Origin of the sequence: Micromonospora sp. NPDC049171, from assembly GCF_040648275.1 — a bacterium.
GTDB lineage: Bacteria > Actinomycetota > Actinomycetes > Mycobacteriales > Micromonosporaceae > Micromonospora.
Genome location: NZ_JBEZDJ010000001.1, coordinates 462,722 through 483,180, shown reverse-complemented (window position 1 = coordinate 483,180; position 20,459 = coordinate 462,722). Strand labels below are relative to the sequence as shown.

At 70.5% G+C, this 20,459-nt stretch carries 20 protein-coding genes and 1 pseudogene; 11 read left to right on the top strand and 10 right to left on the bottom strand.

The annotated features are described in order from the left end of the window. Window positions 1–95: 95 nt before the first annotated feature. Complete coding sequence (locus AB0B14_RS01900; protein ID WP_357063920.1) at window positions 96–986, bottom strand: alpha/beta hydrolase; 891 nt, start codon at window positions 984–986, stop codon at window positions 96–98. Between the two features lie 183 nt (window positions 987–1,169). On the opposite strand from AB0B14_RS01900, the gene AB0B14_RS01895 reads away from it, so the two are divergent. Further along, window positions 1,170–3,431 carry a catalase gene (locus AB0B14_RS01895; protein WP_357520667.1) on the top strand — a complete coding sequence of 754 codons (2,262 nt, stop codon included), beginning with the start codon at window positions 1,170–1,172 and terminating at the stop codon, window positions 3,429–3,431. A gap of 84 nt (window positions 3,432–3,515) precedes the next feature. Here AB0B14_RS01895 and AB0B14_RS01890 read toward each other — a convergent pair whose 3' ends face one another. Continuing rightward, window positions 3,516–3,758 carry a ricin-type beta-trefoil lectin domain protein gene (locus tag AB0B14_RS01890; protein ID WP_357063926.1) on the bottom strand — a complete coding sequence of 81 codons (243 nt, stop codon included), beginning with the start codon at window positions 3,756–3,758 and terminating at the stop codon, window positions 3,516–3,518. A gap of 388 nt (window positions 3,759–4,146) precedes the next feature. Here AB0B14_RS01890 and AB0B14_RS01885 point away from each other — a divergent pair, with 388 nt between their 5' ends. Continuing rightward, window positions 4,147–4,539: a hypothetical protein gene (locus AB0B14_RS01885; protein ID WP_357063929.1), complete on the top strand. Its 393-nt coding sequence runs from the start codon at window positions 4,147–4,149 to the stop codon at window positions 4,537–4,539. Window positions 4,540–4,716: 177 nt separating this feature from the next. After that, window positions 4,717–4,818 (top strand): annotated as a pseudogene (locus tag AB0B14_RS01880) (IS5/IS1182 family transposase); the annotation flags it as partial. A 119-nt stretch (window positions 4,819–4,937) separates the two neighbouring features. Here AB0B14_RS01880 and AB0B14_RS01875 read toward each other — a convergent pair. Together AB0B14_RS01875 and AB0B14_RS01870 are read right to left on the bottom strand one after the other, a co-directional pair. Then, window positions 4,938–5,339 (bottom strand): hypothetical protein, encoded by a 402-nt coding sequence (locus tag AB0B14_RS01875; protein ID WP_357063932.1) that lies wholly within the window; start codon window positions 5,337–5,339, stop codon window positions 4,938–4,940. A gap of 56 nt (window positions 5,340–5,395) precedes the next feature. Then, window positions 5,396–6,268 carry an LLM class F420-dependent oxidoreductase gene (locus AB0B14_RS01870; protein ID WP_357520665.1) on the bottom strand — a complete coding sequence of 291 codons (873 nt, stop codon included), beginning with the start codon at window positions 6,266–6,268 and terminating at the stop codon, window positions 5,396–5,398. A gap of 50 nt (window positions 6,269–6,318) precedes the next feature. Here AB0B14_RS01870 and AB0B14_RS01865 point away from each other — a divergent pair, with 50 nt between their 5' ends. Then, on the top strand, window positions 6,319–6,639 hold the full coding sequence (locus AB0B14_RS01865) for a transposase (RefSeq protein WP_357520663.1): 321 nt from the start codon (window positions 6,319–6,321) through the stop codon (window positions 6,637–6,639). Then, complete coding sequence (locus AB0B14_RS01860; RefSeq protein WP_357520661.1) at window positions 6,603–7,007, top strand: transposase; 405 nt, start codon at window positions 6,603–6,605, stop codon at window positions 7,005–7,007. Before AB0B14_RS01865 ends, AB0B14_RS01860 begins: the two co-directional genes overlap by 37 nt. Window positions 7,008–7,100: 93 nt before the next feature. On the opposite strand, the gene AB0B14_RS01855 is transcribed toward AB0B14_RS01860, so the two are convergent. Genes AB0B14_RS01855 through AB0B14_RS01845 form a run of 3 tightly spaced genes read right to left on the bottom strand, consistent with a single transcriptional unit; the run spans window position 7,101 to window position 9,339 of the window. Beyond that, window positions 7,101–7,604, bottom strand: a complete 504-nt coding sequence (locus AB0B14_RS01855; RefSeq protein WP_357520659.1) for a hypothetical protein — start codon at window positions 7,602–7,604, stop codon at window positions 7,101–7,103. Then, the gene (locus AB0B14_RS01850; RefSeq protein WP_357063944.1) at window positions 7,601–8,185 is read right to left on the bottom strand and encodes a sigma-70 family RNA polymerase sigma factor; all 585 of its coding nucleotides are present in this window, start codon (window positions 8,183–8,185) and stop codon (window positions 7,601–7,603) included. Before AB0B14_RS01850 ends, AB0B14_RS01855 begins: the two co-directional genes overlap by 4 nt. Before the next feature lie 11 nt (window positions 8,186–8,196). Continuing rightward, window positions 8,197–9,339, bottom strand: a complete 1,143-nt coding sequence (locus tag AB0B14_RS01845; RefSeq protein WP_357063948.1) for a S8 family serine peptidase — start codon at window positions 9,337–9,339, stop codon at window positions 8,197–8,199. On the opposite strand from AB0B14_RS01845, the gene AB0B14_RS01840 reads away from it, so the two are divergent. The 6 genes from AB0B14_RS01840 to AB0B14_RS01815 all read left to right on the top strand — a co-directional run bounded on the left by AB0B14_RS01840 (window position 9,310) and on the right by AB0B14_RS01815 (window position 17,831). After that, window positions 9,310–12,225: a CHAT domain-containing protein gene (locus AB0B14_RS01840; RefSeq protein ID WP_357520657.1), complete on the top strand. Its 2,916-nt coding sequence runs from the start codon at window positions 9,310–9,312 to the stop codon at window positions 12,223–12,225. The two genes, AB0B14_RS01845 and AB0B14_RS01840, sit on opposite strands and share 30 nt — an antisense overlap. Window positions 12,226–12,496: 271 nt before the next feature. Beyond that, window positions 12,497–13,573, top strand: a complete 1,077-nt coding sequence (locus tag AB0B14_RS01835; protein WP_357520656.1) for a hypothetical protein — start codon at window positions 12,497–12,499, stop codon at window positions 13,571–13,573. A gap of 319 nt (window positions 13,574–13,892) precedes the next feature. Next, complete coding sequence (locus tag AB0B14_RS01830) at window positions 13,893–14,501, top strand: transposase family protein (RefSeq protein ID WP_357520884.1); 609 nt, start codon at window positions 13,893–13,895, stop codon at window positions 14,499–14,501. Beyond that, entirely contained in the window at window positions 14,498–15,646 is a 1,149-nt protein-coding gene (locus AB0B14_RS01825) for an acyltransferase (RefSeq protein WP_357520654.1), read from the top strand. Before AB0B14_RS01830 ends, AB0B14_RS01825 begins: the two co-directional genes overlap by 4 nt. Next, window positions 15,643–16,785: an alanine racemase gene (gene alr / locus AB0B14_RS01820; protein WP_357520652.1), complete on the top strand. Its 1,143-nt coding sequence runs from the start codon at window positions 15,643–15,645 to the stop codon at window positions 16,783–16,785. The genes AB0B14_RS01825 and alr overlap by 4 nt, the downstream gene beginning before the upstream one ends. Further along, window positions 16,782–17,831: a D-alanine--D-alanine ligase family protein gene (locus AB0B14_RS01815; protein ID WP_357063962.1), complete on the top strand. Its 1,050-nt coding sequence runs from the start codon at window positions 16,782–16,784 to the stop codon at window positions 17,829–17,831. Before alr ends, AB0B14_RS01815 begins: the two co-directional genes overlap by 4 nt. On the opposite strand, the gene AB0B14_RS01810 is transcribed toward AB0B14_RS01815, so the two are convergent. The 3 genes from AB0B14_RS01810 to AB0B14_RS01800 are packed head-to-tail and all read right to left on the bottom strand — an operon-like array spanning window position 17,824 to window position 20,455. Beyond that, window positions 17,824–18,315 (bottom strand): hypothetical protein, encoded by a 492-nt coding sequence (locus AB0B14_RS01810; RefSeq protein ID WP_357520650.1) that lies wholly within the window; start codon window positions 18,313–18,315, stop codon window positions 17,824–17,826. The genes AB0B14_RS01815 and AB0B14_RS01810 overlap by 8 nt on opposite strands. Next, window positions 18,312–19,763 carry a HAMP domain-containing sensor histidine kinase gene (locus tag AB0B14_RS01805; protein ID WP_357520648.1) on the bottom strand — a complete coding sequence of 484 codons (1,452 nt, stop codon included), beginning with the start codon at window positions 19,761–19,763 and terminating at the stop codon, window positions 18,312–18,314. The genes AB0B14_RS01810 and AB0B14_RS01805 overlap by 4 nt, the downstream gene beginning before the upstream one ends. Further along, the gene (locus AB0B14_RS01800) at window positions 19,760–20,455 is read right to left on the bottom strand and encodes a response regulator transcription factor (protein WP_357063969.1); all 696 of its coding nucleotides are present in this window, start codon (window positions 20,453–20,455) and stop codon (window positions 19,760–19,762) included. The genes AB0B14_RS01805 and AB0B14_RS01800 overlap by 4 nt, the downstream gene beginning before the upstream one ends. Between the last annotated feature and the right edge of the window lie 4 nt (window positions 20,456–20,459).

The window sequence follows — 20,459 nt, the reverse complement described above, 5'->3', positions numbered from 1 at the left end:
AGTGTACGTTTCTCGGGTTTGGCGTCAAGACCTTCGATGCTGGTAAGTGCACGTGGACGGGGCGGCCGCCAGTGGCGACCGCCCCGAGACCGCCGTCAGGCGCTGGGACAGGTGTTGCGGTACTCCTCGATCTGCGAACCGCTCGGGCCCGGACAGAGGAACTGCTCGTAGCGGGTGTCGTCGTCGACGAACCGCTTCAACCAGGCCACCATCTGCCGGGCGGTGGGCGTGTTCGTCGTCTGCGGGAAGAAGTGGCTCGCCCCGTTCAGCTCCAGGTACGCCTTCTCGGCGGAGGCCGGGATGCTGTTGTAGAACGGCACCGAGTGCGACGCGACAGGCGCGACGGTGTCGCTCTCGCCACCGATGATCAGCGTGGGCACCCGCAGCTCGGACCAGCTCTTGTCCAGGTTCCACGGCGCGAGCGGCACCGCGGCCTGCAACGACGGCCGCGACGAGGCCGCCTCCAGGGTGCCACCGCCACCCATCGAGTGCCCGGCCACCGCGAGTCGACTGCTGTCGATCCGGGTGCGGACCGAGCTGCGCTGGGTGAGGTAGTCCAGCGCGGCGAGCAACTGCCGGCCCCGGCTGTCCGGCTGGTCCAGCCGGGTGTTGGTCTCGATGCCGATCACCACGAAACCGTGCGAGGCGATCCGGGGCCCCAGCCAGCTGATGCTGGACCAGGCGGCGGTGTAGCCGGGCGAGATGGCGATGGCGCCGAAGGTGCCCTCGCTGGTGCTTGTCGGGTAGTAGATGACGCCGCCGCCGAAGCCGGTGACGCTCAGTGACGACACGCTCTGCGACGCCGTGGCGAACGGGCCGCGGCTGGCCTCCAGGATCGCGGTGGTCGGGGCGGGGCCCCGCTCGTACGGGCCCGCGGCCTGCGCGGCGCCGGTCGGGCCGGAGAGGACGCCGCCGGCGACCAGGACGGCGGCCACCGCGAGACGGGCTACCACGGAACGGGGACGGGTGGTGGTTGGTGAGGACACGTCGGGCACTCCCTAGGGTCGAGGGATATCGACGTAAGTCAGTTTTTTCCTCTCCACCGATCCGCGCATCGGCGAAATCACCAGTCCCGCCGCAGGTTGCCGACACCTGTCGCGTTTCGACGCCCTGACCAGGGGTAGCAGGGCACTCGCCTGCCCGTACAGCTCCATCGAGAGGTCCGTTCAGTGGAAAAGAGCAAGCCCGCCGAGGCGGTCAAGAACGCCGTGAAGACGGCCTCGGACAAGATCGCCGACGCCCTGACCCCAGATGTCCCCGGCGCACCGGGTAGCGCGCCGCCGAGCGTCGAGGAGCCGACGACGCCACACGACCCGCTGCCACCCAAGCCGGAACAGGGCGCTCCGCAGACGCGGACGCCGACCGGAGCCGAGACCGGCGCACCGAGCACCGCGAACGGTCAGCAGGGCGCCTACCTCACGACCGCGAACGGCGCCCGGCTGCGCGACACGGACCACTCACTCAAGGCCGGCCCACGGGGGCCGGTGCTGCTCCAGGACCACCACCTGCGCGAGAAGATCACGCACTTCGACCACGAACGCATCCCGGAGCGCGTGGTGCACGCGCGGGGTGCCGGCGCACACGGCGTGTTCACCGCGTACGGCACCGCCGAGGCGGTCACCCGGGCCGGCTTCCTCAAGAAGGGGCGCGAGACCGACGTCTTCGTGCGGTTCTCCACCGTGCTCGGTTCGCGGGGCTCGGCCGACACGGTCCGGGACACCCGGGGCTTCGCGACGAAGTTCTACACCGACGAGGGCACCTTCGACCTGGTCGGCAACAACATGCCGGTCTTCTTCATCCAGGACGCGATCAAGTTTCCCGACATCATCCACGCCGGCAAACCGCACCCCGACCGGGAGATCCCCCAGGCGCAGAGCGCGCACGACACCTTCTGGGACTTCGTGTCGCTGCACACCGAGGCACAGCACCACACCATCTGGAACATGTCCGACCGGGGCATCCCGCGCTCGTACCGGACGATGGAGGGTTTCGGTGTGCACACCTTCCGCCTCGTCAACGAGGCCGGGGAGACGGTGCTGGCGAAGTTCCACTGGAAGCCCAAGCTGGGTGTGCACTCCCTGACCTGGGAGGAGGCGCAGCTGCTCGGCGGCCTCGACCCGGACTTCCACCGGCGGGACCTCTACGACGCCATCGAGGCCGGCGCGTACCCCGAGTGGGAGCTGGGCATCCAGGTCTTCCCGGACACCCCGGAGGAGACCTTCGCCGGCATCGACCTGCTGGACCCGACGAAGATCGTGCCGGAGGAGCTGGCCGAGGTTCAGCCGATCGGCCGGCTGGTGCTCAACCGGACGCCGACGAACTTCTTCGCCGAGACCGAGCAGGTCGCCTTCCACCTGGGCCACCTGCCGCCGGGCATCGACGTGACGAACGACCCGCTGTTGCAGGGCCGACTCTTCTCGTACGTCGACACGCAGCTCACCCGACTGGGCGGGCCCAACTTCACGCAGATCCCGATCAACCGCCCGCACGCGGCCGTCAACGACATGCTGCGCGACGGCTTCCACCAGCATGCCGTGCACGCGGGCGTGGCGCCGTACCGGCCGAACTCGCTCGACGGCGGCAACCCGTTCCCGGCCGGGGACGCCGAGCACGCCTTCGTCGACGTGCCGGTCACGGTGGCCGAGGCGCCGAAGGTACGCGCCAACCCGGCCTCGTTCGACGACCACTACAGCCAGGTGCGCCTGTTCTGGCTGAGCATGTCGCCGGTCGAGAAGGAGCACATCATCCGGGCGTACACCTTCGAGCTGAGCAAGTGCTACCACCAGGCGATCAAGGAACGCCAGCTCCAGAGCCTCGCCAACATCGACCCGGTGCTCTGCGAGCAGGTCGCCACCGGTCTGGGCCTGCCCGCCCCGCAGCCGACGGTACCGCTCGCCGACGTCACGCCCAGCCCGGCGCTGTCGCAGGTCGGCCGGGAGTGGCCGAGTGACGGTCGTACCGTCGGCATCGTCGTCGACCCCGACGGCGACCTGGACGGCGTCGACGAGGTCCGGCAGGCCGTGTTCGCGGCGGGAATGGTGCCGCTGCTGATCGCCCCGCACGGTGGCGTGGTGGGCGGTATGCCGGTGCAGCGCACCTTCGCCACCGGCCGGTCCGTCGAGTTCGACGCGGTCCTGCTCGCCGGAGCGCCGGCGCCCGCGCCGGACGCCATCGGTGCCCGCGACGACAAGGCGGGTAAGCCGGGGCGGGCCACCGTCGATCCTCGCGTGCTGCTTCTCGTCGAGGAGTGCTGGCGGCACGCCAAGGCGATCGGCGCCTGGGGCGCCGGCGTCACCGTGCTGGAGCAGGCCGGCGTGGCCGGCACCCCCGGCATCGTGGCGGCGGGTTCCGGTCCGGAGGCTCTGGCGGCGGTGCAGCAGTTGATGGCCGCGCACCGGGTGTGGGAGCGGTTCCCGGCCTCGGTCGCCTGACCCGTCACCGAGTCGCCTGACCGATCACCGGCGAGGGCTGTCCTCCGCAGTACGGGAGGACAGCCCTCGTCCGTGCTCAGGCTGTCATCTCCGGGTCCACCGCAGGTGGTCCGTGCCGGCGTCACAGCTCCGCTGCTCGATCAGCGCCCCGCTCGCGGTGCTCTGGCCGACCGCACCCAGGCACATCCCGCTGTGGGCGTTGACCAGGTGCTGGTCCTCGTCGAGGGTGAACCGCTGGGCCGGTGTCGTGTTGCAGGTGGTGAGCTGGAGCCGGACCGGATCCGGTGAGTCCGGCGCCGCGATGTCCAGGCACCTGTTGCTCGTCACCCCGACGAGCCGGTGGCCCGACCGGGCCGCAGGTGCGCTCGGCGTCGGCGACACGCTGAGGTCGGGCCTGGCCGACGGGGTGGCGTCGCCCGGCGCCGACCCCGGCCGGAAGCCCGCGGTGACCTCCCCGAAACGCCTCCACCCCGGCCGCCCAGGTGGCCTCGGGCGTCAACTCGACTTGCTGGCCGTGCCGGACGACCCGCCAGTCGCGTGGCGCCGACACGGCGAACCCGGTGCCGTCCCGGTAGAGAGACCACGAGATCGGCGGGAGGGTACGCCGGCTTCCGATTGACCCGCCGGACTACGTCGCTTCAGGTGCTTGACGTGTCAATTTTCCGCCGGTAGTTTAAATTTGCATCTACAAGAATCTATCTAAAGCAGGTGATCCGTGCTGTTGAAATCCATCGCCATCGCCATCGCCGCGTCCGTCGCGGGCGTGCTGGCCGCCGCCCCCACCGCCTCGGCGGCAGCACCCGGAGTGTCGATACAAAGCTGGGGGTCCGGGAACTGCCCGCAGGGCATGCTCTGCATCTGGCCCAACTGGAACCACCCGCCGCAGGGTCCCGTGGAGACGCCGTCTCTGACGACCAACAGCGAGTGGACCGGCAGCATCCAGGGATTCAACTTCTACAACGGCACAGGCCGCGACGCCGTAATATCCGGGTTCGCTTTCGGCTCCTCGACTCCCTTCAAAAACTGTGCTCCTGCCGGCGGGACCGGGGGCGACCTGTATATACCGGTCAACGTGACGAAGGTGACCTGGCAGCTGACCCCCTGCTGATCCTCCACTGGGCCTTTCCGACCAAGGACTTGGAGTAGCTGGCTCGATCGGCGGGCCGGACGCGCCCGGATCCGTTGCGGTGCAACGAGAAGACGCAGAACCTCGGCATGAAGGTGGTCCTTCCCGGAATCACCGTCATCGAGGTTCTGCGTCCCTACGAGCGACACATATGCCGCCATCCTGCCCGTACGCGAGGCGACCGTGTCGTTTCTGTCCGGCCTCCTGCACGCCGAATGGCAACGGCTCGGCACGGACTCCAGGTTCAGGGCTTTACCGTGCTCGCCGCCCAAGCGCCCGGCCTGCACTCGGTGTTGCTGGCCGCGAAGGCGAGGCCGACACCATCACGGTGGCGTTCAAGAAGCCACGCAACCATGCCTGCACCGACGTACAGCAGCAGTTCAACAAGGCCACAACGCGGTCCGCGCCATTGGCGAACGCGGGAACTCCCTGCTCAAGACGACCTTTGAAGCGCTGCGCAACGTCAGGTGCTCGACCCGGCGGATGCCCTGGTTCTCCGCCCGGAGCAGTGCGAGGAAGGCGGCCCGTCCTCCGTCCTCGTCCGCTGGATCCAGCGACTGCGGCTGGTCGGACCACAGCAACCGCAGATGCTTGTCCGGGCACGCCTCTTGAAGGTGCGCGATCACCGTCTCGCAGAGCGCTGGTCCAGCCAGGCCGTCGTACTCGCCCGCCGCGAGACGGCGCCGGATCGCGGCGTCGATGTCCACGACCTTCGCAGGAAAGACGTACCCTGCCTCGATCCGATCCAGGGCCTGTCCGATGATCTGTTCGTTGGTGAGCACGGCGGGCCACGCTAGACCGCGGACAGCCTACGACCACCGAATTTCGCGCAGCGGGATCAGCCGATGTCGGCCAGCCGCGGCAGCACCTCGTCGCCGAGCCGCTGGGCGAACTCGACCGGGTGCCGATCCGGCGTCACCTGCACCTCGGTCACCCCGAGCGCCGCGTAGTCGGTGACCTCGGCGAGGAACGCGTCGGTGTCGTCCAGCGGTGACCGGGCGGCGACCACCGTCTTCTCGATGGTGTCGTAGTCGCGGCCCTCGGCGGCGCAGTGCCCGCGCAGCACGTCCAGCTTGCGCGCCACGTCGTCGGTGCCGGCACGGCCGAACAGGTTGCAGGCGTCGGCGTAGCGCGCCACCAGCAGCAGGGTCTTCTTCTCACCCCCGCCACCGATCATGATGGGTGGGTGTGGGCGGCTCAACGGCTGCGGCGAGTTGATGGTCTCGGCGAGCTGGTAGTGCTGCCCGTCGAACGGGCCGTCGTCGGCACTCCACATCTGCAGGCAGATGCGCAGCGTCTCCTCCAGCCGCTCGAACCGCTCGGCCACCGGCACCACCGGCACGCCCAGCCCGAGCTGCTCGCGCTCGTACCAGGAGGCGCCGATGCCGAGGCGGGCCCGGCCGCCGGAGAGCACGTCGAGGGTCGTCACGGTCTTGGCCAGCAGCCCCGGGTACCGGTACATCACACCGGTGACCAGCACACCCAGCGTCATCCGCTGGGTGTTCGCCGCGACGTAGCCCAGCGTGGTGTACGCCTCCAGCATCGGCTCCTCGGCCGCGAACACCACGTCCATCTGGAAGAAGTGGTCCATCACCGTGAACGACGCGACGCCGGCCTGCTCGGCGGTGGTCGCCGCCTGCGCCAGGGTCGGTGCGATCGCGGCCGGGTCGGCCGGGGTCGAGTAGTTCCAGTAGTGCAGCCCAAGCTTCATGTGGCACCTCCGCAACGAGCCTAGTACGGCAGCGGGACACGCCAGCCGCGATGAGTGGCGTGCGCCGGTTCGTGGTGGCGGGTCTGGACACGGTAGCGGCACGCCGCCGGCGGCGGGGACTACGGATCGCCGCGCTGGACGAGACCGGTCAGCAGAAGGCGGGCACCGCGACGTGCGGGGTGAAACGGCAGTACATGGGCTGTGCCGGCCGGCTCGCCAACGGCATCAACACCGTGCACCTGGCATATGTACGCGAACGGGTCGGGCACGCCGTGGACCTTCTCGGCGAGGTGCGCCGCCTCGATCGGCGCACCTCGCCGATGCAACAGCAACGTTGTCCGCCGCCGTCGCGGCGTCCGGCACCACCCTGACCGATCTGCACGGCATCGGCGACGTCACCGCCGCGAAGATCCTCGCCCGCTCCGGAGTCGTCAACAGGTTCCGATCGGAGTCCGCGTTCGCCTCGTACTGCGGCGTCGCGCCGATAGAAGTGTCATCCGGTGACGTCCAACGGCACCGCCTATCGCGTGCCGGCAACCGGCAACTGAACTACGCGCTGCATGTCATGGCCATGGCCCAGATCAAACGAGCGACTCCAGGCAGGGACTACTACCAGCGCAAACGAGCCGCAGGCAAAACCCACAAGGAAGCCATGCGCTGCCTGAAACGGCGCCTGGCCGACGTCGTCTATCGCACCATGATCAAAGACACGGAGACCTCTCTGCTGCCGGCGGGTTGACAAGAGAGGTGCCGTCAGCGAGACAGCCCCAAACCTGCTGGGAAGATCCCCACGCCGACCGCGATGATCGTCGAGGTGGGGAGGTCAGGTCAGTCAGCGCGGATAACGCAGGACAAGCCAGCTCGTCACCATGGTTCCTTCGGCGAGTATCGCCCGCAGCCGCACCGGCCCTGGCACAGGCAGTGGCAACTCAAACCCGCCCAACTCGGCGAGTGGGGAGTGGCCGAAGACGCCTTGGGGGGTCTCGCCGACCACCTCGAGGAGAGGCTCGTCGGGGGCAGCCGGGTCGGTGCCGTCGATGGTGTAAACCTGTCCGACCAAGCCGGATTCGGTGACTTCGATGTCGATCGCGAGTCGGTCGGTGCGGAACGCCAGGAGGCGCGCGGAACCGACCGCCCGGATCGGACCGGCTGGCTCGGGATCGCAGGCTGAGTCGAACACCAGCTCCGCGAGGATGGCCTGGCCGTGGGTGCGGCCGATGTCGAATGCGGAAAACGCCTGCTGCCGGAGCAGTTCTGATGACAGCCCGCCGGGAGACAGGGCCGTATGCAGATCGGTGACCAACCAGCGGTCGTCATCCCACCGCCGCCCGTTCACCTCGTCACCGTCCGCCCACGCTCGAGTTGCGCGGCCACCGTCGGGCTCGCGCGGAGCTTGTCAAGGCACCGGCGTTGGGTGGGCCCGATGCTGCCGATACGCATGCCGGTCCTTGTCACGATGTCGCGGTAGCTCATCGGCGGCTCGCCGAGCAGCATGCTCAACAGCTCACGGCATCGGTCCGGCAGTTGGGCGAAGCCGGTACGCAGCGCGGCGTACTGCTCCTCGCGCAGCGCAGCCTCCATCGGGTCCAAGGGCTCGGTCTCCCGGCTCATCAGCTCGTCTTCGCTGCCGACGAGGTGCGCGTGCTGGCCCGCGGTGCGTTGCACGCGCAGGCACTCCCGCCGGGTGGTGGTGTCGATCCACTTCGGCAGCGCTGCCGGGTGACGCAGATGCTCCAGCCACTCCACCACGCGCAGCCACACTGTCTGGTTGACCTCGGCGGCGTCCGGGCCGGTCAGCCCGCACTCCTCGATGGTCGCGACGATCATGGGCATCAGGTGGGTCACCAGCTCCTCCCATGCCCGCCGGTCCCCGCCGGCGGCCGCCCGGACGGTGGCGTCCAGATCGACGTGCGTCACCTGTTTACCGCTCACGGCACTACGGCGCCGTATCCGGCGTACGGCTTGGGTCCGGCGCACAGCGAGGCGGCGGCGGCCTGCGGGCTGATGCCGAGGTTGGTGACCAGCTTGGCCATCCGACCGATGGCGTACGGAACCGCGAACGAGGTTCCGTACCAGGTTGCGAAACCGTCGAAGGACAATGGTCTCTGGTCGGGCGGGGCGAGCAGACCGGTGACGTATGGTCCTTGATGTCCGCCGATGGCACACAGGTCGACCCAGGGTCCGAAGTTGCTGTATTCGGTCGGCACCTGGCCGAGCAGGGCGTCCGTGCGCAGCGCCGCGACCGCGACGACACCCGGTAGCGCCGCCGGCCAGGTGGGCCGGGCCGATCCGGCATTGCCCGCCGCGGCCACCACCACCGGCGCCGCGCTCGGCGTGGGGGCGAGGCTGGCGATCGCGTTGGCCAGCGGCAACGAGGGCACGTTGCCCATGGTGTAGCAGCCCAGCGAGAGGTTGACATACGACACGGTCGGGTTCAGCGACGCCAGGGCTGCCGCGACCGAGGCCTCGTCGCCGATCCCGTGGGGTGTGAGCGCGACGGCCGGATCGAACATGATCGACGGAGCCGTCCGGCGCAGGACTCCGGCGATGAAGGTCCCGTGGCCTGCCTGCAACGCCAGCGTGGAGTTCCCCTGGTAAAGCTCATCGATGTCGGCCGGTGCGGCAGCGTAGCTGCCGGCGAACCAGAGCGGGTGCCTCTTGGTCGCGTCGGCCCAGATCCCGGTGTCGCAGATGCCTACGAGCTGGCCGGAGCCCGTAGAGCCCGTCGCCGGTGCGACGGACACCGCGAGCGACGCGGGCGCATCGCCCGGGTTGCCCATGATGTTGGGGTACCCGACAACGACGTGGTGCGGCTGCACCACCGGGACGGACGCGGCCCAGTTCGCCCGATTGCGCAGGTCATCCACGATCGCCTTGATGTCGACATCCACCATGAACATGACCCGGGCGACACCTGCGAACGGGGCGCCGGTCGCGACGACGTACCCGAGGTTGGTCAGGCGCGCCATGACGCGGCCAAGGTCGGCGGGAGCGACCAGGAGCTGCCGGGGCCGATACCAGAACTCCTGGCCGGGCGTCAGGTGGGCGCGGATGTTCGGGTCGGCGGCCACGACAGACTGGAATGCCTGCTCGTACCATCCGGGAGCGGCGATCGCCCGCCCGGGGCGCAGCAGTGCTCCCAGTGCGGCGGCCCCTCCCGCCGCAAACACGGTCCGCCGACGCAGCCCTCCAGGCTCGATACGCATGGCGCGACTCCCATCCTTGTGGATGCCGATGCATCGTTGCCAAGGCTAGGATGTCTATTCGCGATGGTCATCCACAAAGCCGACCGTATCAAGGCGGGCTCAGCCGCCTCGTCGGCTGCCGGCCGGCAGGAGCTGGCCGACCTCGCCGCGCGTGCGCTGGCGTTACGGCAGCACCAGCCGCGCGAGGCGATCGTCCTGGCTGAAGAGGTCCTTGTCGGCTGCGGGCGTACTGGCTTCGCTCAGGAGCGATCCGTCGCCGAGCGGGCCCTCGGCCTGGCTCACAAGGAGATGAACGACCTCGTGGCGGCAGAGCGGCACCTACGTCGTGCGGTGGCCGCGGGTCGCCGCAGCGGGTCGTCGCAGATCTTGGCCATGGCCCAGATGAGCCTCGGCTATGTGCTCGCAGCCGCGGGGAGAACCGCCGCCGCGTACCACGCCGTCAGTGCCGCGCTGCCGCAGCTCGGCGGCGCCGAGGCCGGGCAGGCGCTGATGCAGCGCGGCGTCGTGCAACATTTCCGCGGCCGGTACGCAGAGGCGGCCGTCGACTACGGCGCAGCCATCGATGTCGCCCGAAGGGAAGGCGATCGGCTGGTGGAGGCCCGGGCCCGCAACAATCGGGCGGTGCTGCCGATCGGCGATCACGTCCTGTCGGGTGAAGCAGATCTGGAACGGGCCGCCGAACTCTTCGGCGAACTCGGCCTGGATCTTGCTGCAGCCGATTGCCGTTGGAACGTCGGGCATCTCGCGGCTCGCTGCGGCGACCTGGCCCGGGCGCTGGAGATCTTCGCCGACACCGAACGCCAGTACCGCCGCCTCGACGTGCCGCGCCCCGGCCTGCTGCTCGACCGGTTCGAGCTGCTCGCCGCCGTACCGCTGATCGGGGAGGCGGCGGCGATGGCGGAGTTCGCCGTGGCGGAACTGCACCGCCGAGGGCTTGACTCCGATCTCGCCGAGGCGTTGCTGGCCAGGGCGCGTGCTGAACTGCTCGCCGGTGACCCGCAGCGGGCCGCAGGCTCCGCGGCGGCGGCATACCGGAGGTTCCGGCGACAGCATCGCCCAGTGTGGTACGCATTCGCCCGCCACATCGAGCTGCGTGCCCGGTTCGCACAGGGTACAAGGACCCCGGCCCAGCTGCGCGCCCTGAGCGACAGCGCCGCCACGCTGGCCTCGGCCGGCCTGACCGGTCTCGCTCTGACGGCCTGGCACGAGGCGGCGACGGTCGCCTTCGCGGTGAACCGGCCAAGCCAGGCCCGAGCACTGCTGGCGCTGGCGGCCAGACACAGGCGCGGCGGACTGGCGGCAGAACGGGCCCAGGGCTGGCACGCCCAGGCGCGACTGCACCGTCTGGACGGCGACGACCGAGCCGCCATGTCCACGCTTCAACGCGGACTGTCCGTTCTCGACGAATATCGCGTGACCCTGGGCACGTCCGAGCTCCGGGCGCGCAGCAGCGCTCACGGGCAGGAGCTGGCCCGGGAAGGTCTGGAACTCGCCATCGCCACCGGAGCACCCGCACGGGTCCTGGCCTGGGCGGAACGGTGGCGCGCGAGCACCCTGCGGATCCAGCCCGTGAGTCCGTCGACCGACCCGGAGCTGACCGCGGCACTGGCCCGCCTGCGGGTCGCGGCCCGCGACGCCGAGGACGCCGCGCTGGCCGGCGGCTCGCAGCTCGCGGCGATGCTGCGCCAGCAGTCCGCACTCGAGGCCAACGTACGCGACCTGGCCCGACGGAGCCAGGGCGCCGGCACCAGAGACGGGACGCCGGTCTGCGTGCCTGACATCGCGGCGATCACCGCTCAGCTCGGTCCGGCCGTTCTCGTCGAGCTGCTTAGCCACGGCGACCGGATCTGGGCGGTCCTGGTGCGTGACGGGCGGGCCAGCCTGCACGATCTCTGCGCGCTGCCTGCCGTGCTCAAGCACCAGGGGCGCATCCGGTTCGCCCTGCGGCGACTGGTCACGCTGGGCGCCTCGGCCGGGGCGTCGGCGGCACTCGAGCACTCCGCCGGCCTGGTCGACGCAGACCTGTTCGGCCCGATCCGGCGCAGGCTCGGCGACCTGCCATTGGTCATCGTGCCCGGCCAGGCGTTGTACGCGCTGCCATGGGCAGCACTGCCGTCCTGCGTGGGGCGTCCGGTCACGATCGCACCATCGGCCGCGACCTGGCTCGCCGCCACCCAACGGTCCGCACCCGGCGGGCGGCCGGTCCTGGTCGCCGGTCCGCGCCTGCCGGATGCGCTCAGTGAGGTCGCGGCACTCGCGGCGCTGTGGCCCGAGGCGACTGCGCTGGTAGGGGAGCAGGCTACGGTGGACACCGTCACCGCAGCCCTGTCCGGTGCGCGCCTGGCTCACATCGCGACGCACGGAACGTTCCGTGCCGACAACCCGCTCTTCTCGACCCTGGAGCTCGCCGACGGCCCGCTGTTCGCGTACGAACTGGAGCGGTTGAGCACGGCTCCGGGATGCGTGATCGCCTCCGCCTGCGAGAGCGGACGGGCCGAAGCCACCCTTGGTGATGAACTCATGGGCTTCGTCTCGGCACTGCTGGCGAGCGGCACCCGCACGCTCGTCGCGGCGCTGCTGCCGGTGCCCGCGGACCGCACCGTGGCACTGATGACCGAGCTGCACCGTCGACTGCGGGCGGGCACACCTGCCGCGCCCGCCCTCGCCGAGGCACAGCAGGTGTTGCGCGCCACCGGCGACCCGGTGGACCTCGCCACGGCTGCCGCTTTCGTGTGCCTTGGCGCCGGATAAGCACCCGTGCGCGCTAATTGAACGGCAGGCCTACGGGCCGATGATGAGCCCAGAAACCGGTTTGTATCAAACAGCGACGAGTCGCCTCTGAATGGTGCGGACCTCAGCAGATACCTCGCTGCGGTGTGGGATCGTCCACAACAGTTACTGACCGATTCCCATTGAAAAACGTAGGTGCCGCGCTCATTGTGAAGCAAATCGCCGGATCGGAATCGGGGGCTCCACTCGAATTCAGGTCCGGCAACTCGACCCCGACAAGGGAGTGGTCCACATGCAACCCAGGAATATCGGGCGGCGCCTAAGGTACCTCATCCTGGCCTTGGCCTTGGCCCTGCCGCTGCTGACCGTCGGCCAGCCGGCGCAGGCGGCTCCGCACGCCGACGGTGACAGCATCCGTCAGGTGGGTACGGCCGTCAGCGTCGAGGCGTGGGCGGCCGGCAGGCAGCGGTACGGCGCGCAGGTGACTGCCGACGCGGCGATCGAGGCGTACTGGACGCCCGAGCGGATGCGCAATGCCAGGCCCGTCGAGGAGTCTCCCTCCTACAAGGCCGCGGCACGGCGTCTTGCCCAGAGTGGAGGGACCTCGTCTGCCGCGCCGACCAGCCGGTCCAGGCCGGTGGATGTGCCTCCGGTGGCGGGCCTGATGGGTACCCCGGGCATGTCCACGCAGGCCATCAACCCGAACCTCGGCTCCAACCACCCGACCGCCCGGTCCAACGGCAAGGTCTTCTTCAACATGGACGGCGGATCGTGGGTCTGCTCCGGCGCGGTCATCAACTCGGTTGGCTTCAACACCGTGTGGACGGCTGGCCACTGCATCCACGGCGGCCCCGGCAGCAGTCTCGCCACCAACTGGTCGTTCGTCCCGGCGTACGACGATGACCTGGCCAACCCTCGGCCGCACGGCACCTGGACGGCCCGCGAGCTGTGGACCTGGAGCAGTTGGATCGACAACTCCAACTGGGAGGCCGACATGGCCGTGGCCATCATGAACACCCGCAACGGCGTCCACATCGTGAACCAGTTCGGGGGCCACGGCTTCCGTACGCACCAGGGCTTCACGGTCGGCATCAACAACTTCGGCTACCCGAGCGGCGCGCCGTTCGACGGCGGCAACCTGTTGAGGTGCAGCGGCAACTCGACCCAGTCCGGGGCGCGGATCCGCATCAACTGCGACCTGACCGCAGGCGCCAGCGGCGGCCCGTGGTTGATCAACTGGGATGGGAACTGGGGCTACCTCAACGGGGTCAACAGCACGCTCAACTCGTACGCGGCACCGACCTTGTGGTGGTCACCCTATTTCGACGACACCGCGTCGGAGTTGTACGACTTCACCGCCACTCACTGACCGATGTCCGGTGACGGATGTCTCGTCCCGGTAATGCGCCCTTGACCTGAGCGGGCCGGCTCCAATGGCAAGTGATCGAGCGACTGGTCGCCATTGGAGCCGGCCCGCGGCGTGTCGGACGAGCTACTCGCAAAGCGAGGTGCGGTCGTTCTCTGTGGCGGGGAATCGGACCGCACCGGTGATCATGGAGTTCTCTACGCTTCACGACGCCCCGAGGATCTCACCCGCCGACGCCATCAAGCCCGATCACCGCACCGTCCGTGGTCGCCGGCTACCCCGACGCGTCACCACCCACCGTCACCGAGGGTGAGAGTCAGGACTGCTACGCGTCTTGTCGCGCGTACCGGATCCCCGCGACCCTCGCGGGGTGCGGTACCCGCTGACAGGTCTCCTCACGGTCGCGGTGTGCGCGGTCCTGGCTGGCGCATCGTCGTTCGCCGCGATCACCGACTGGCTCCACGATCTGGACGACCAAGCCCGCGACCAACTCGGCTTCGGCGACCAGATCGCGGACAGGCCGGTATTCCGGACTAAAGGGCAGCTGGCCATCGACATCTGCACCGACGCCTACGCTGACGGCGTCGTCTTCGATTTCGCCGGCGGCGACGAGGTCTACGGCAACTGCACCCAGCTACGCGAGTTCTTTGATGACCGGCAGCAGGCCTACGTGCTGCGCGTCGCCTCGAACTTCATGCTCACGCTGAACCCGGAAACCCGCATGACCTGCGCGAAGGCCATCGCCCTGCTCGCCACCGACGAACGCCGGTGGCAGGTCCGCTCCGCCGGGGCCGGCTCGAAGGGACAACGCTGGTACGCGTGGGCATGCTGCCGTACTAGGGACGTGTCGAGGGCTGGCCGCGTCCATTACCAGATCATGACAATTCGTGGATCACGCGCGGATATCCGGCTGGCAGCTTCTGCTGAGTGATCCAACAGTTGTCTCCCACCGAGTCCCGGCCCGTCGACACGCGGCCCGAAACGACGCGCGTCCGGTTTCGCCACCGGTACTGGACCCGGACGGTCCCCGCCGACCGGCAGTCACACCGGGCGCAGTGGGCCGACGCGGCGAAGGGCGTCTGCATCATCCTCGTCGTGCTGTGGCACGTCGTCGTGAAGGACTACCTGCAGATCGACTGGCACGTCGGTGTGCCGGTGCCCGGCCTGTGGGGAACGCTGGGTGAGCAGTTCCTGCCGCTGCGGATGCCGTTGTTCTTCACCATCTCCGGCGTCTTCGCGGCGAACGCCGTGCAGCGGCCCTGGCGGGTCGTCGCCCGCGGCCGGATCGCCGGCTTCCTCTACCTGTACGCCGTCTGGCTGCTGATCCACACCGCGATCCTCGCCGCCGTTCCGCAGTTGCCGACCGACCGCGCCACCACCGCCGGCGGCCTGCTGGAGCAGCTCACCATCACACCGTCGAACCTCTGGTACCTGTACGCGCTCGCGCTGTACTTCACCATCGCCAAGGCGACCCGTCGGGTGCCCCGGGCGCTGGTCCTGGTACCCGCCGCGGCGCTGTCCGCGATCGCCGCCGCCGGCCTGCTCGCCACACCGGGCAACCGTGCCGGCCTCTACCAGAACCTGGTCTTCTTCCTCGCCGGCCTGTACCTGCGGCCGCGGATCGAGCGCTGGACGGCCACCGCCAGCCCACGCCGCCTCGTGGTGACCTCGGGCGCCTACGTGCTCGCGCTCGCCGCGATGGCGGCGGCCGGCGCCCAGCAGTGGTTCGGTGTGTGGACGCTGGTCTCGGTCGTGGCAGTGATCTTCGGCATAACCGCCGCTGCCCGGCTGGCCCGCTGGTCGGCACTCAGCGAACCGCTGGCTAGGCTCGGCCGCATCACGCTGCCGATCTACGTCATCCACATGCCGGTCCTGGCCCTGCTGCACCGGCCGTTGCTCGTAGGCGTTTCCGGGCTGGATCGGTCCGCTCAGGGCCTGATCGTGCTCGGTTATCCGATTCTGCTCACCGGCTCGGTGATCGGGCTGAGCCTGGCCGTGCATCGCGGGCTGCTGGCGGTTCGCGCCGGCTGGCTGTTCGCGCTCCCCGGCCCACGCCGGGCGGGGGCGTCCCGATGAGCGCCCTGGCCGAGGCGATGGTCGACCTCGGGGCGATCGCCGACAACGTGCGGGCCATCGCGTCGGTCACCGACACCGACCTGATGGCCGTGGTGAAGGCGGACGGGTTCGGCCACGGCGCGGTGCAGGTGGCCCGTGCCGCCCTGGGCGCCGGCGCCCGCTGGCTGGGGGTGACCTCGGCGGCCGAGGCGCTGGCCCTCCGCGACGCGGGGGTGACCGCACCCACGTTGAGCTGGCTGCACCGGCCGGACGACGACTTCAGCGGGTTGGTCACCGCCGGCGTCGACGTCGGCGTGTCGACGACCACGCACCTGCACTCCGTCGTCGACGCGGCCCACCTGCTCGGCGTACCGGCGATGGTGCAGGTGAAGGCGGACACCGGTCTGTCCCGCAACGGGGCGGCCGGGGACGACTGGCCGGAGTTGGTCGGTTGGGCCCGCAAGTACGAGCGGGAGGGCGCGATCCGGGTACGCGGGGTGTGGTCCCACCTCATCGACGCGGACCTGCCGGGCGCCCCCGAGCTGCACCGGCAGGTGGCGGCCTTCGAGGAGGCGTTGCGGGTCGCGCGCACCGCCGGCCTCGACCCGGACCTGGTTCACCTGGCCAACTCGGCGGCCGCGCTGGCCGCACCCCGGACACGCTTCGACCTCTGCCGGATCGGGATCGCGCTGTACGGGGTGGACCCGTTCGGGGCGCGCGGTCCGGGCGAATTCGGGCTGCGGGCCGCGATGACGTTGCGCACGAGTGTGGTCAACGTCAAGCGGGTGCCCGCCGGTACGAGCGTCTCCTACGGCCCCGAACACGTCACCGCCGCGCCGACCACGCTGGCGCTGCTGCCGCTCGGCTACGCCGACGGGCTGCCCCGTGCCACCGGCGGCCGCGCCGAGGTGTGGCTCGGCGGTCGGCGGTGCCCGATCGTCGGGCGCGTCGCCATGGACCAGTGCGTGGTCGACGCCGGGGACCTTCCGGTGGCGATCGGCGACCCGGTCGTGGTGTTCGGCCCGGCCGAGGGTGACCAGAGCCCACCGACCGTCGTCGAGTGGGCCCGCTGGGCCGGCACCAACCCGCACGAGATCCTGACCGGGATCGGGCCCCGGGTGGCCCGCGACCACCTCCACGAAAGGGCACGGACTTCATGACGACTCGACTGGCAGTGCTGTTTGGCGGACAGAGCGGCGAACACGAGGTGTCCCGCCGCTCGGCGGCGAGCATCCTCGCCAACCTGGACCGGGAGCGGTACCAGGTCACCGAGGTGCTCATCGACCGCGACGGCGGGTGGCACGTCGGCGGTCGCCCGACGACGCTGCCCCAGGCGCTGCGTGTCCTGCGCGCCCAGGACGTGGTCTTTCCGGCCCTGCACGGCCCGTACGGCGAGGACGGCACCGTGGCATCGCTGCTGGAATGGCTCGGCGTGCCGTACGTGGGCAACGGTGTCTTCGCCAGCGCCGCCGGCATGGACAAGGGTGTCACCAAGCGGCTTCTCGCCGCGGAGGGCCTGCGGGTCAGCCCGGGGGTGACCCTGCGTCCCGGCGAGGAGTTGTCGCCCACCGACCGGCAACGGTTGGACCTGCCGATCTTCGTCAAGCCGGCTCGGGCCGGGTCCAGCCTGGGCGTGGTCAAGGTGGACGACTGGGCGGGGGTGCCCGCCGCGCTGGAGCAGGCCCGTCAGGTCGATCCGAAGGTGCTCGTCGAACAGGGGGCGCGCGGGCGGGAGATCGACGTGGCCGTTCTGCAGCACCCGGACGGGCGGGTGCAGGCCGGCCCGCCGCTGGAGATCCGGGTGACCGGTGCCGGCTTCTTCGACTACGACGCGAAGTACGACGGCGGGGCCGCCTTCCAGATCCCCGCCCCGCTCGACGCGGCGACCACCGAGGTGCTCCAGGACCGGGCGATCCGCGCCTTCCGCGCCCTCGACTGCCGTGGGCTGCTCCGGGTCGACTTCTTCCTGCCCGCCGAGGGGTCACCCGAGCCCATCGTGAACGAGGTCAACACGTTCCCCGGTTTCACCGCCGCGTCGCAGTTCCCGCAGATCTGGGAGAAGGCCGGTCTCGGGTTCGCCGAGCTGATCGACATCCTGATCGCCGGCGCGCTCGTCGACCAGGACGGGGTACGCCACGGCGGGCTGCCCCGGCCGGCACCGACGGCCGACCTGGCGGGCAGTGGTGGTCGGCGCTCGGTCAGCTGAGCGGACACGGCCGGGGCGGCCGGGCACCGTCGGACCCGACGATGGTGACCGGGGCGGAATTCTCCGCCAGGCCGAACTGGGTCGCGGCGTCGGCCGTCGTACAGATGATCTGGTCGGCCGCTGTCGACGACAACGACCGCGCCGCGATCGTCGTCCGCACCCGGAGGCCGGCGGAGCGGTCGGCCTCCGACGTCACCGTGACCGGGTCGAACCCGGCCGGCACCGCACTGGTGAGACCCTGCGCGCGTTCGTTCTCCTGGGGGCCGGCCGCGAGCAGGGCGAGCGCGTCGGCGGGTGCGGCGTCCGCCGTCGCCGGGCGCAGGACCAGCACGAGTTCGCCCTGCGCGAGCAGGTAGAGCCCGGTGCCCTGGGACGGGCCGCTGACCGCCTGTCGCCCCGTGATGACCTCGCTGGGTCGTACCCCGCAGCCGGTCGCGAGCAGGGTGAGCAGGAGGCCACCGGCGAGGAGGGCACGTCTGGTCACCGGGCACCTCCGGCGGCCGCCGTGTCGCGCGGCAGTCGGAGCGTGAACACCGCGCCGCCACCGGGAGCGTTGTCGGCGACGAGACTCCCCCGCCGGTCGCCGTGGCGGTGCAGGCGTGCGTTCTCCCAGGAGATGGCGAGGCCGAGGCCACTGCCCTCGGAGCGGGTGCGGGCGGTGTCGGCCTTGTAGAAGCGGTCGAAGACGTGCGGCAGCACCTGCGGGTCCAGTCCAGGCCCCTGGTCGGCCACCTCGATGGTGACCCAGTCCGGGTCGGCGCGCAGGCGTACGGACACCGGCTCGGCACCGTGCCGGAAGGCGTTGCCGACCAGGTTGGCGACGATGACGTCGAGCCGACGCGGATCGAGGCGGGCCACGACTCCGGGCGGCAGGTCCGCCCGCACCCGGTCGAGCCACCCCCGGATCCGCAGGCTCGCGGTCACCGCCGCGGCCACGTCCACGTCGTCCAGGGCGAGCCGCGCGGTGCCGGAGTCGAACCTGCTGACCTCGATGAGGTCGTTGACCAGTTGGGTGAGGTTCTGCGTCTCCCTGCTGACCAGCCGGGCGGCTCGGCCCGCGTCCCCGGGCAGGTGCTCCGCCTCCTCGTCGAGGACGTCGGTGACCGCCGTCATCGCCGCCAACGGCGTCCGGAGTTCGTGCGAGACGTCGGCGACGAAGCGGCGGGCGTCGGACTCCATCCGCCGCAGCTCACCGACCTGCCGCTCCAGCGTCCCGGCGGTGTCGTTGAAGGTCCGCGCCACATCGGCCAGCTCGTCGGTGCCCCGGACCGTCAGCCGGGTGCTCAGGTCGCCCTCACCGAGGCGGCGGGCTGCCCGGCCCAGGTCGCGGACGGGTCGCAGCACCCCCCGGGCGGCCAGCAGAGCCAGCAGGACGGCGAGGACCAGGGACAGCCCGCCGGTCAGCCAGGCCAGGTTGGCGAGCCGGTCGATGCTCTGCTGCTCAGGCGCGAGGGTGCGTACCGAGTAGACCTCCAGCCCGGACGGTCGGGACGTGCCGTCGAGTCGCGCGAACCTCAGCTGGGTGCCGACGAGCAGCCACGGCTGCTCGTCGCGTGAGATACGTTGCCAGGCGATCCGGCCCTCGCCGACGTCCTGGCGCAGCTCGGGGGTGAGCAGGTCGGGGCCCTCGGAGCCCTGCGCCCGCAGGTCCCGGTAGATGACCACCGCGTAGCCCTCCCGGTCGGAGAGGCGCTGGGCCAGCAGAGTGAGGTCATCCTGCGTCGGCGGGAGCTGGGCGATCGGGTAGACCTTGGTGAGTTGCTCGGTCAGCGCCATCACGGCGGCGTCCTGCGCCTGTTGCAGGATGACGGTTCGGGCCTGGATGTAGCTGCCGCTGGCCACGGCGGCCGTGGTGGTCACGCCCAGCAACGCGAACGTCAGCAGCAGCCGGACCCGCAGGCCCAGGAACCGGGCGCCGGCCCAGCGGGTCACAGCGGGCCGAACCGGTATCCGAAACCGCGCACGGTCTGGATGAAGACCGGCGCCGCCGAGTCGGCCTCGATCTTGGCGCGCAGCCGCTGGACGCACGCGTCCACGAGTCGCGAGTCGCCGAGATAACCGTGCTCCCACACCGCCTCCAGCAGTTGCTGGCGGCTGAGCACCTGGCCCGGCGTGTGCGAGAGCTCCAGCAGCAGGCGCAGCTCCGTCGGTGCCAGGCTGACCGGTGTCCCGTCCTTGCTGACCACCAGCGCGGCCCGGTCGATGGCCAGCGGGCCGTGCTGTTCCGGGCCGGCCCGCTCACCACCGGTGCGCCGCGACTCGCCGGCGGTGCGTCGGAGCACCGCGCGGATGCGCGCCTCGAGCACCCGGGCCTGCACGGGCTTGACCACGTAGTCGTCGGCGCCGGCCTCCAGGCCCGCCACCACGTCCATGTCGTCGTTGCGGGCGGTGAGCATGATGATCGGCAGGTCGCCGAGCTGCCGAATCCGGCGGCAGACCTCGAACCCGTCCATCCCGGGCAGCATGAGGTCGAGGACCACCACGTCGGACGGGGTCGTGCGCAGCCGCTCCAACCCCTGCTCACCCGTCTCCACCGCGTGCACGGTGTGCCCCTGTCGGGTGAGCGCCAGTTGCAGCCCGTCGCGCACGGTCTGGTGGTCTTCGATCAGCAGCACCTGCGACATGTCG